Annotated in this window: 6 protein-coding genes; 5 read left to right on the top strand and 1 reads right to left on the bottom strand. The window is 51.6% G+C overall.

What is annotated here, in order from left to right:
• Nucleotides 1–96 precede the first annotated feature (96 nt).
• From ACKUG4_RS19340 to ACKUG4_RS19320, 5 genes are all read left to right on the top strand, one after another.
• Nucleotides 97–2,010 (top strand): glycosyltransferase family 2 protein, encoded by a 1,914-nt coding sequence (locus ACKUG4_RS19340; RefSeq protein ID WP_082934436.1) that lies wholly within the window; start codon nt 97–99, stop codon nt 2,008–2,010.
• A gap of 776 nt (nt 2,011–2,786) precedes the next feature.
• Nucleotides 2,787–3,605: an ABC transporter permease gene (locus tag ACKUG4_RS19335; RefSeq protein ID WP_064598404.1), complete on the top strand. Its 819-nt coding sequence runs from the start codon at nt 2,787–2,789 to the stop codon at nt 3,603–3,605.
• Nucleotides 3,595–4,968: an ABC transporter ATP-binding protein gene (locus ACKUG4_RS19330; protein WP_064598402.1), complete on the top strand. Its 1,374-nt coding sequence runs from the start codon at nt 3,595–3,597 to the stop codon at nt 4,966–4,968. The genes ACKUG4_RS19335 and ACKUG4_RS19330 overlap by 11 nt, the downstream gene beginning before the upstream one ends.
• A 144-nt stretch (nt 4,969–5,112) precedes the next feature.
• Complete coding sequence (locus tag ACKUG4_RS19325) at nt 5,113–9,993, top strand: glycoside hydrolase family 99-like domain-containing protein (RefSeq protein ID WP_445434627.1); 4,881 nt, start codon at nt 5,113–5,115, stop codon at nt 9,991–9,993.
• 265 nt (nt 9,994–10,258) lie between these two features.
• Complete coding sequence (locus tag ACKUG4_RS19320) at nt 10,259–11,239, top strand: NAD-dependent epimerase/dehydratase family protein (protein ID WP_445434626.1); 981 nt, start codon at nt 10,259–10,261, stop codon at nt 11,237–11,239.
• A gap of 68 nt (nt 11,240–11,307) precedes the next feature.
• Here the strand turns inward: ACKUG4_RS19320 and ACKUG4_RS19315 are convergent, their stop codons facing one another.
• Complete coding sequence (locus tag ACKUG4_RS19315; RefSeq protein ID WP_082934434.1) at nt 11,308–12,069, bottom strand: SGNH/GDSL hydrolase family protein; 762 nt, start codon at nt 12,067–12,069, stop codon at nt 11,308–11,310.
• Nucleotides 12,070–12,082 lie beyond the last annotated feature (13 nt).

Raw genomic sequence — 12,082 nt, 5'->3', positions numbered from 1 at the left:
AGGTTGTAAAAGTTACAGGCAGGCTTGCGGTCAAACGGTGTAAAGTCTAAGTTCTCAAAAAATTGAAAAATATTTTTATAGGATAAATTGTTCGGTATGAGGTCTTCGAAGAAATCATTTATTACCCGCTGCCTGTCTAGCCCGCGTGAATTACTTTTGAACCCAAAAGCGGTTCTTCGGCCGCTTTATCAGAAATTTCCTTTTCTAGCGAGTGTGCGGGTCCGAGTAGGGCTGTTTTCACGAAAAGTTCGATTGTGGCTATTTTCACTTATCGATTCCAAGAATAATGTCAATGCCCTCCAGGCGTTGGCGCAGCGTCGCTTTTCCCATGTATTGCCCTCTTCTGATTGTGTTGAACGTCCGGCGATAGATATATCTATCGTTACTTACAATAGCTCCAAGTGGGTCGACGGCTTCTTCGATTCTTTGAAAGCGCAAAGTTATCCTTGTGAGAAGCTGAATCTCTATTTCGTAGACAACGGTTCTTCGGATAATACCGTCGAAGAGCTTGAACGTTGGAAGAACGGTTACGGTAACCTGTTTGGCGGTTTTAATATTATTCGTGGCGACAATATAGGCTTTGGCGCCGGGCATGATCGAGCAATCTCCATAGGTACTGCCGATTATTTTCTAGTGAGTAACATCGATATTCATTTTTCGGTGGAAGCCTTAGAACAAGTTGTGACCTCTGCTTTGGCGTCAGGGCAGGACGATGTTGCATCGTGGGAAATGAGGCAGGCTCCTTTCGAGCATCCAAAATACTACGATCCGGTAACCCTCGAAACGAACTGGTCGTCACATGCCTGCATCCTGATCAGGCGAGCCGCTTATGTGCAGGTTGGGGGTTATGAAAGTCAGATATTCATGTATGGAGAGGATGTCGAATTATCCTACCGTTTCAGGTCATACGGTTATCGGCTGAAATACTGCCCTGGCGCCGTGGTTTACCACTACACCTATGAACATGAAAATCAGGTAAAGCCGATTCAATACGTTGGTAGCACTTTGGCCAATGCTTATCTGCGCCTGCGTTACGGCAACTGGATCGATAAGGTGGGCGGGCTTGCACTGCAGTTTTTATTGATCCTCAGGCCGGAGGTGTATCCGGGGTCTCGGCGCGATGTAATGGGCAGTGTCCTGCGCATGATAAGAAAAGCGCCACATTTTCTTGGGGGAAAAGGTCGACAAAGTGGTGTCAGTTTTCCTTTCAGGGGATTTGATTATGAAATGATCAGGGACGGGGCGTTCTGGCGCGTGGGTGAGCCTCTCGTCGAGCAGCCGTTAGTGACGATCGTCACGCGTACTTACCAGAAGCGTGACGAGTTTCTACGACAGTCGATCATGTCGGTACTCAATCAAACCTACCGCAATATCGAGTTGATTGTGGTGGAAGATGGTGGGGTAACGATGAAGCCGCTTGTGGACAATACGCCGATCTCGGCGGGACGCAGCGTTCGATTTTTCGGCCTGGACAAGGTAGGGCGCTCGGTGACGGGTAACTACGGCCTGGAAATGGCCACGGGCAAATACTGCATGTTTCTCGACGATGACGACCTGCTTTTTTCTGATCACGTAGAAGTGCTGGTTGCCGCTCTATTAAAAGATCAAGAGGCTGTTGCAGCTTATTCGCTGGCGATGGAGGTGGGTACTGTCACTGAGAGCAGTGGTCGGTATGTGGAACTCACTCATGAAACGCATGATTCCTTTAGGCAGGAGTTCGATTACGAGACGTTGCTTGATCATAACTACATACCGATTCAATCAATTTTATTTATGCGTGAGTTGTATTTGTCTCGAGGCGGTTTTGAGATTGATATGAGCAATCTTGAGGACTGGAATCTTTGGCTCCGTTATGGTTATAAAAACAAGTTTAGTTATGTTCCAAAAACTACTTCGCTGTTCAGGACGCCTGCCCAGTCGGATGTGAGAGTCGCTCGTCACAAGCAGCTTCATGAGGCATATTTTCTCGCCAAGAATCGTGCGGTGAAGTCTTGCGAAAATTATCGTTGATCTTATCGCTCCATTGAATTTAGTTGTCTTGAAAAAAGCCGCCTGTTCAGGCGGTTTGTTTCACTTATTGATCGCTGAAAACGAAAGAAATTAAAGTTTTCCAGCGCGCTGCCGATGGGGTTCTGGCCCTTATTCGGGTCATGCCGGGCGCGGTTTTTTTTCCGATGAAGTGAGCTGCAGGCGGCAGGAAGTCTAGCAGATGTTCTGCGTTTCCATGGGCTCCGCGCTCGCGTCTGACGGACGCGCTCCAAGGGAAAACCCGTGTTTCTCCGTCGTATTGAATGATATCATCCGACAAAATATTGACCGCCGTGTCGCAGATCAATCGCGTGATTCCCACTTCCGGGGCGTGCCAGTCATGCCTCGCTTCGGCATGAGACACAGCCATGTCATCGGTGCCATCTGTTGGCTGGGGTGGATGCTTCACTTATGTGTGGCCGTGGCTTCACTTGCTGCGGTTGTGCAGTCATGCAGTTTTGAAGGAAGCGCCCGTTTTGCCACGCTCTCTTTTCAACGAGGCTCCTCGTACGCTGGAAATCACCCGTCCTGATTTTTGCGACCCATCGAGATCTGCGTGGTTTTGTAAAGGAAATGCTTCCTCTCATGAATGGAACTCCCTGAAAATGTTCGACAATGCGCCGACCTGCCTCAAGCCTTGCGCAGAGGAACGCGGTTTTTTTCACAGAAGCTTTGGCTTTTCCTCCTTGGGTATGATCCCAACGCTCGCGGCTCGTGATGCGTGCCGACCTGCATTTTTTTTGCTGAGGTTTTGATTGATGCGCCAGTTTTCTGCCAACCCATTGGAAATGTTCGCCAGCCTCTGGCGCAATATCGCTCTGATTAAAGCGTCGACAATACGGGAGGTGCTGGGCAGGTACCGCGGCTCGGCGATGGGGTTGCTCTGGTCATTTTTTAACCCGCTGTTGATGCTTGCGGTTTACACATTCGTATTCAGTGCAGTGCTTCGTGCCCGCTGGAGTGTGGACAGTGATTCGAAGACTGAGTTTGCTCTCATCTTGTTTGCGGGCTTGATCATTTTCAATCTGTTTTCCGAATGCATTAATCGGGCACCGGGTTTGATTCTCGGCAAGGTCAACTTCGTCAAGAAGGTGGTTTATCCTCTTGAAATCCTGCCAGTGGTGGTTTTGGGATCTGCGTTGTTTCACGCGGCCATCAGCCTTGGCGTCTGGTTCATCGCCTATGCAATATTTTTCGGCATGCCGCATGCGACTGTGTTGTACCTGCCACTGATCGTGATCCCTTTTGTAATGTTTATCATGGGGGTCAGTTGGGCCTTGGCGTCGCTGGGAGTTTATCTGCGCGACGTGTCCCAATTCATCGGTATCTTGACGACGGTTCTAATGTTCCTGAGTCCTATCTTCTATCCTGCGACCGCGCTTCCCGAGGCATACCGTCATTTGCTCTACCTCAATCCGCTGACCCCCGCGATCGAGATGACACGCGATGTCTTGTTCTGGGGGAAACTGCCGAATTTCGAGATATTGGGAATCTATTGGATCGCCACTACCTGCATTGCCTGGCTAGGCTTTGCCTGGTTCCAGAAAACACGTAAAGGATTTGCTGATGTCCTCTGAAGTCGCGATTAAGGTTGAGAACCTGAGCAAGTGCTACGAAATTTATGATCAGCCGCGTGACCGGCTGAAGCAGTTTATCGTGCCTCGTCTCCAGGCAACGGCGCGCATGCAGCCAAGTCGGTTTTACCGAGAGTTCTGGGCTTTGCGCGACGTTTCCTTCGAAGTGAAGAGGGGGGAAACGGTCGGGATCATCGGTTGCAATGGCAGTGGCAAGTCCACCCTGCTGCAGATGATTTGTGGCACCTTGAACCCCACGACCGGCACCGTTCAGACCCACGGACGCATTGCTGCCTTGCTTGAGCTTGGATCGGGATTCGATCCCGAGTTTACCGGGCGTGACAACGTTTACATGAATGCTGCTGTGCTTGGGCTTGCCCGGGAAGAGATCGATCAGCGGTTCGACGAAATTGCGGCCTTTGCGGATATCGGCGAGTTTATCGAACAGCCAGTAAAAAGTTATTCAAGCGGTATGGTCGTGCGATTGGCGTTTGCCGTTCAAGCGATGATTGATCCGGATATCTTTATTGTTGATGAGGCGCTCGCGGTCGGCGACGAAAAATTTCAGCGCAAGTGCTTTGCGCGAATGGAAGAGCTGAAAAGCAGGGGTACGTCCATATTGTTTGTTTCGCACTCGGCATCGAGCATCATCGAGTTGTGCGACAGAACCCTGTTGCTCGACCACGGTGTCAGGCTGATGTACGGTGCAGCCCCGCAAGCGGTCAGAGCATACCAAAAGCTGATTTATGCTCCTCAGGCAGAGTACAAACGGCTGGTTGAGGCTTATTTGGTAGCGGACAAGACTGGAGAAAATGTCGATCTCCAGAAAACGGTCGAGAAGCGTCCCGTCTCCCCCACGCAGTTATCGAGTGACTCGTTCGATTCCGGGCTGGTGCCTGAGACTACTGCGGTCTATCCGACTCAAGGGGCGGAAATCACCTCATTCTCCATCCTTGATGCCGACGGACATCAAGTGAACGTGTTAAAGGCGGGAAGTCCCTACCAGGTCCAGGTGGCCGGTCATTTCACCGACAGTCTTGACGCGACCTACTGGGGCATTCATATACGAAATGTTTCGGGTGCCGTCGTAACCGGCCAGCGCTTCCCTGAGGATGGAACCTATTTCGAGCCTGTCGCTGCGGGTAGCGACTTTAACGTCAAATTCTCTTTCCAGATGAATTTACTGCCGGGTGTTTATTTTGTGGGTGGCGGAGTCTGGTCAAATCAGGAACCGAACTGCGCTCACAGGATTATGGATGCAATCATGTTTAGAGTTGTATCCGAGGACAAGCTCAATTCCTTTGGTTATGTGGATTTGATGACGAGCGCACCTCATGCGCAAGTCGGTGGAAAAGCTACGATTTGATGATCGGCCGGCGGCTGAAGGAACCAGCCGTCCGCCCGATTCGAAGTTACGAGTCAAACGCGGTGTTGTTGACTTGTGTAATGGAATAATGGACTTGGAAGTTTGATGCTGCGCTGCAGCATATTCATAAGGTTTATGACGTAAATGCTAAATATCAGTGATTGGCCACCAAGTGACGAAGCCGCAGTATTTAACTATCTCCGCTGGAGTGGCTATCGTTCGGAGCAGCACAAGCTCTTTTACGTAAGCACCCCGAAAGTTGCATGTACGTCCCTTAAATGGTGGTTTGCATCGCTGGTAGGCTGCTCGAAGGCGCTTAGCGAGATCACTGATAGTGCTGAAAGCAACCCGGATCAAATCGTCCACGAGATGCACAGGGTTGCGCCGCATGTTACAGGGCTTGCTCCCGCCGAGCTGCGTGAAGCCCTGACGTCGGACTCGTATTTTCGCTTCGCTGTGGTGAGAAACCCTTACAAGCGAATTTTTTCGGCGTGGCAGTCGAAATTGCTGTTGCAGGAACCACAGCAGGTTGGGCCCTATCTTCAGCGTGATTTTTATCACCAGCCGCTCAGAGACGCTAATGATATTGCCTTGGCATTTGAGGGCTTTCTTGAGCATCTTGCCAGTCAGGAAGCGCCAACCTACTGGGACCAGCATTGGACGCCTCAGGTCATGTTGCTGCGCCCTGATCTGATCAGCTACAGCGTACTGACCAAAATTGAAGAGGCTCCTCGGCTTAGCAAAGCGTTGGCCGAGCATTTGGGTGAATTTATTCCCGACCCCTTCGCCGACCGTCGCGCAAATGAAAGTCTGATTCCCTATCTTCCCGAGTTCGTGACAGAGCGCAGTGCCAGTTTGATCCGGACTTTGTACGCCGAGGATTTTGCGGTATTGGGTTACGACACCGAGCCGCCGAAAGCCAAGGAAACGTTTACGCATGATGAATTGATGCTTGCTTTGCGAGCGATCAAGCTAATCAGAGGGCGCCACCAATCCCTCGGCGAACGCAGCGCACGTATTGTTGCCCTGGGTCAGACTGTGGCCACGCTTGAGGCGAAAATCGCTTCGCTGGATGCTTACGCTGCTGAAAGTGCAACGCAGATCACCGAATTTCGTCTTGTTGCGGAAAAACGTGAGGCCGAAATCGACAAGCTCACCCGCCAGATCGACAACCTGAAGACTCAGCTTGTTGTGGGTGAGGAAGAGATTGCCAGGATTCAGCTGCAAAAAGATGCTGAAGTGGCTGCCGCCCGACAAGAGCTGCAGAAAGCCTATGAGTCTCGCTCATGGCGGGTAACGTTGCCACTGCGCAGAAGCGGTGTGCTGGCTCGTCGGACATTGCGCCGGTTGAGCAATACGTCACTGGGCAAGGCAATCCAGGTCCTGAGAGAGCGTCGCGCGCGGGTTGATGAGTCCGCTATCAGTCTGTTGGGCGCCAGTGAGCTGTTTGATAACAGCTACTACCTTACACAGAATCCTGACGTTAAAGATCAGGGCGTCGATCCACTCGTGCACTATCTTAATGATGGGTGGAAGGAGGGGCGCAACCCTTCCGCTTTTTTCAGTAACGAAAAATACCTCCGAGACTATCCGGATGTTGCCGCTGCTGCTGTAAATCCGCTGGTTCACTATCTGAGCAACGGCCGGTTGGAAGGGCGCTCTATCGCTGGCCATGTCCGTACCTGGACGCGGAAAAAACGTGTAGAGGCAGAGGCCAGGCCTATTGTTTTCCAACAGGTCTCTCCGGAAATCATTGCGGCACAAGCTGAAGCCATTAGAAATTCTGGAATGTTTGATGCCGATTATTATCTGGCGATGTATCCAGAGCTGAAGAAACTCAACCTGGATCCGATTCGCCATTATTGCGGTTTCGGCTGGTATGAAGGAAAAAACCCTTCCGATGATTTTGATACTGTTGGCTATCTTGAGACGTATAAGGATATCCAGGCAGCTAATATAAATCCGTTCTGGCACTACGTTGTTTCGGGTGCTTCGGAGCAGCGGATTACGGTGCCTGGCGCGGTCATTCGTTATGAAGATGACGTCCGTTTCGGTTTTTCCGGGAGCAGCATTAAACTTTTTGCTCTATATGTTTTGCCGCATTGGGACAAGTTGCGCGACGCGCGTTCTTCTTCCAAGGGTGGGGCTCAGTTGCTGCCGAATGACTATCTCGGATTTTATGATCCACTCGACAGCGAGGTGTTGGAAAAACAAGTCCGTTTGGCCAAAAGTCACGGGCTTTACGGCTTTTGTTTCCAATGGGATAGTCATGCTGGTGCTGATTGTCCACAACAGCCTGTGGACGTATTTCTCGATCACAAGAACATTGACTTCCAATTTTGCGTCCGAATTTCAGCGCAAGAAGAAAACTTGCCTGCTCGTCTGCGAGAAGCTGTTCGTGATCGGCGATATCTGCGTGTCGAAGGGCGTCCGGTGGTTGTTGTCGAATGCTCGACACCCAACAATTTCGAGGCGCTCAGCGATTTACGCGATCGACTTTCCCAGCTAGACATCAAGGCCTACCTGATTGCTCAATCGGCACAGGTAGACGATGGCATCTGGAACGGAAAACTGTCTCAGCTATGCGATGCCGTTCTGGACCTGCCTGTGGAGCCTCTCAAGGGTGAAATCGGCACTTTTTCGCCACAACAGAAGAACGGGATTGCCGCTGTTCCCTATTCGGTCATAGTGGCGAATGGCATCACGCGAGCGGAAAATGCCCAATCGCACTCGTTCCCTGTTTTCAACGGTATTACTCTGGCCAGGGATGAGTCTGCATACGCTGCAAAATCGCCGCTGGTGTACACGCGCTTTTGTGCTCGCGAGTACCGTCGCTGGCTGGATGCTGCGATCACCAGCGCCAAGACCAGGCACTCGAAGGATCGGCAGCTGGTGTTCGTCAATGCCTGGAACGACTGGAGTCACGGGCTGTTTCTGGAACCTGACAGAGTTGCAGGTTTTGGTCGCGTCAATGAGACAAGTCGCGGCTTGCTGGCAATCAAGTCGAAGACGTTAATGCCTAAAGTTTCGGTGATTGTGCCGAATTATAACCACGAGCGTTTTCTGCGTAAGCGTCTGGACAGTATCTATGGCCAAACCTACCGGAATTTTGAAGTCATCTTGATGGATGACTGTTCGTCTGACGAAAGCCGCTCGGTATTGAACGAGTATGCGCAAAAGTTCCCAGACGTAACGACCACATTGTTCAATGACACCAATTCCGGTGGTGTTTTCAGACAATGGTCCAAAGGTATCAAAGCGGCGACCGGCGATCTCGTGTGGGTTGCCGAGAGCGACGATTACTGCGATGAAAATTTTCTTCAGGCACTTGTGCGTTGTTTTGATGATGAAGCAGTCATGCTCGCCTACGCTCGCTGCGAGTTTGTCACCAGCGATGAAGTCGTTCAGGAAGGCGAATTCCATAAGTACGTGAGTGACCTGGAGTGCGCAGAGAAGTGGGCGGAATCGTATGTAGATACTGCTCACAGTGAAGTGCGCTACGCATTGGGGATCAAAAATACGATTCCTAATGCCAGCGGTGTTGTATTCAAACGTCCTGTAGATCTGCCTTTGCTCGATGATGAAGAGTGGCTGTCCATGCGAGTGGCTGGCGACTGGGTCTTCTACCTTCATCTAATTCGCGGTGGCAAGGTTGCCTATTCGGTAGACGGTACCAACTTTTTCCGTCGTTACGTTGGCAGCGCTGCCCAGCAGACCTATAAGCGAGAGGTCTTTTATCGAGAACTCGGTATCGCCAGCCGCACCGTACAGGCGTTGTACAACGTACCGCTTTCGGTGCTCGAGCTTTGTGAGGAAAGTAGTCGGCGACTTTACGACATCAACGTCAACAACTCTCAAGAGGAGTTCTACGCCTGGTATGGTCGCGATGCTATTTTTGCGGCGCGTGCCAACCGAACTCCGAACATTATGGTGTCAACCATTGGTTTCTACCCGGGTGGCGCGGAAATTCTGCCAATACGCCTGGCGAACGAATTCAAGCGTCAAGGATACTCGGTGATCCTGCTGAGTGCCGGCCTGACGGCGCGCGAGGACGGGGTTCGCCGTATGTTGCGCGCGGATGTACCGCTGGTCGAAACAAATGATCTTGATGAGGTCAAGTCGCTAATCAGCGAGTTTGGTATCGAAGCCTTGAATAGTCACCAATGGCATATTCAGAAGTATCCGATAAGCCTGCCTGGAGTGTTTTCGCAGTTAGGCTCTCATGTTGCATCGTTGCACGGCATGATTGAGCACGGCGACGCTTTCGCGGTGACTGAGGAGCAGCTCAAAGCGGCAAATCGAGAGGTGACTACCTGGGTTTATACAGCTGAGAAGAATATTGGTCCGTTCGTGAATTTCTCGCTATATGAGGAAGACTCCGGGCGTTTCATCAAAGTGCCTAATGGCCTTCAGCCTCCTACCGTCGTGCCAGTCGAGCGTGAGCAGTTGGGCATTGCGCAGGACGCTTTCGTACTTTGCTGCGTCAGTCGGGCAATACCTGACAAAGGCTGGGACGAAGCCATTGAGGCCGTAACCCTGGCGCGCGCGATTTCGGGAGTGGACATACGTTTGTTACTGGTCGGTAACGGGCCTGTGTATGACGAATATTGCCGCGTTGGCGTACCTGACTTTGTCTGCCTGACCGGATTCAGCAAGGACTCGGTCGGACATTACGCGGCGGCCGACATGGGCATTATGCTGACCAAATTCAAGTCCGAGAGTTTTCCTCTAACGATCGTTGACTGTCTCTTCGCGGGTAAGCCCTACATCGCGTCCGAAGTCGGCGACATCCGAAACATGCTGACAATTGGAGATCAGATCGCCGGTGAGGTGATCGCCCTTGAAGATTGGGAAGTACCGATCGAGCAGACTGCAAAAGTGATCGCCGGTTTTGCTAGCGACAACGCAAAGTACCGCGAGGCGTTCGGGCGGGTGAAAGAGGTTTCCAATCGCTATCGAATCGATGCGGTCGCGGCGCAGTACGTTCGTTTATTCGAGCGCGATATCAAAGCCCGAAAGGAGTGACCAGGCTGGTTGCGAGTCTGTACCGGTTCGCCGTCAGATTTTCAGACGACGTTGGGAGAATTGAGGCCAGCATGCGGGGGCTTGGGCCAAGGGCGGTCAGGCCCAGGCCCTTCATGCGCAACCTCACCAACGAGTTGCTTTGTTCTGCCTGGGCTGTCACTGCTACATTTTTTATTTGCAGCGCTTTGAACGGGCTGATCTGCGCAGTGCTTGGCCGACTGCTCATCCCCAAGCAAATCAAGCCTCTAAAGCATTGGAGACTACATTGAACACATCCGAGAACACCTCGACTTCCTCAGGATTGCGGACGTTGGTATTGGGCGGTCGCGGCTTCATCGGTACCCACCTGATAGAGGCATTGCTGGAGCAGGGGCATGCTGTGCGCTGCTTTGATCGGCCTAACGTTGTGGCGCTTGGTGAATCGCACACAGCGGATACACGTTTCGAGTTGTATGAAGGCGATTTCACCAGTGAGGCCGATATAACCGAAGCATTAAGAGACTGTGATGTCTGTTACCACCTTGTGTCGACGACGTTGCCTAAATCATCGAACGCAGATCCAGTGTTTGATATTGAGAGTAATCTCGTGGGAACCGTTCGCTTGTTGAACCTCGCCGTCGAGGCCGGTATCAAGAAGATCGTTTTCGTGTCATCGGGAGGAACCGTTTACGGTGATCCCCTGCAGGTGCCGATTCCCGAAACGCATCCTACTGATCCTGCGTGTTCGTACGGGATTGCGAAATTGGCAATCGAGAAATATCTGGCACTTTTTCATCGCCTGCATGGCCTTGATTACACCGTCTTGCGATTGGCCAATCCGTATGGAGAAGGGCAGCGAACCCATTCCAGCCAAGGTGCTGTCGCAGTTTTTCTGGGTAAAGTCCTGCGCGGTGAACCCATTGAAATCTGGGGCGATGGGTCGGTGGTTCGTGACTACATTCATGTCGCTGATGTTGTACAAGCCTTGCTGGCGTCTATTGAGTGCTCTGCCGATGAACACGTGTTCAATATTGGCTCTGGTCATGGGCACAGTTTGAATGAGTTGCTGGATGCGATTGAAAAGATTACGGGGCGTGAGGCGAATCGGCAGTACATGGCCGCCCGAGGGTTTGACGTGCCTGTGAGTGTTTTGTGCATCGAGCGAGCCAAGCGTTCGTTAGGATGGACGCCTGCCGTCAGCTTCGAGCAGGGGCTCGAGCGGTTTGTACAATGGCTGGAAGAGAGCCCATCCTCAAGAATTGCGTGAGAGGCGTGCGCCGATCCGCGGCTGCTGTCAGCTAATCGAACAAACCCGTTGAGTGATCAACGGGTTTTTTATTTCCTGCGAAGAAATATTCTCACTAGATTACCAATTAATGAGGTGTTTTCAGCAGGGGGCGCGATGGCAGTTTCTGGTTCAGCAGCAAGTTGTTTGTCGGTTTTGCTGTGCAGCAGCACAGGCTTTAGAAGGGGTTCTATCATCTTCGCGTGCGCTGTCTGATCATAGTGATGGTCGTTGGGGTCCGGGTTGCGTAGGGTTTCTTTAAGCTGACCCAACTCATCAGTGGAAAGCTCATCAAAGTTCAGGTGGCTTATGCCTGTTTTAAGGCAAAAATTTTCCATGAGCGAGTTGAACTCTTTAGTCAGTTGCGTCCGTTGGGACAGGGAAGCGGTTACTTCTTTTCGCAAGTTGGCAACATCTCCCCACTGCATGTCGTCACGGATAGTCGGAAGAGGAGTGCTGATGCAGATCACTTGAAATTTCTTCGCTATATCCCGCAGCAGGTTTTGGTAATTGCCAACGGCTTGCGCCAACATTTGCTCGACCGAGCTGCCATGTTTTTGTGCCCGGTACCAAATTACAAACCCTGTATCGACCTCACCCAGCATTACGATGACTGTGTTTGCGGTGGTGGCTTGCAGTGCGGCGAGATATTGCGGCATGGCTTGAGTGACGGCATTCGGATTCTTCAATCCGGATACCGTAGCTCCGCCGACGGATATGACCTCGAAGGAATGTTCGGGAAACAAGCCTCTCATTTGTTCGGAGCTGAAAACCAAAGCGTGAGAGTCGCCGAGCACGAGTACAGAGTTCATTGTCCGTTTGGAT

Origin of the sequence: Candidatus Pseudomonas auctus (assembly GCF_048654275.1) — a bacterium.
GTDB classification, from domain to species: domain Bacteria; phylum Pseudomonadota; class Gammaproteobacteria; order Pseudomonadales; family Pseudomonadaceae; genus Aquipseudomonas; species Aquipseudomonas pharyngis.
The sequence above is the reverse complement of the archived record's forward strand: the minus strand, read 5'-3'. Positions and strand labels throughout refer to the sequence as shown.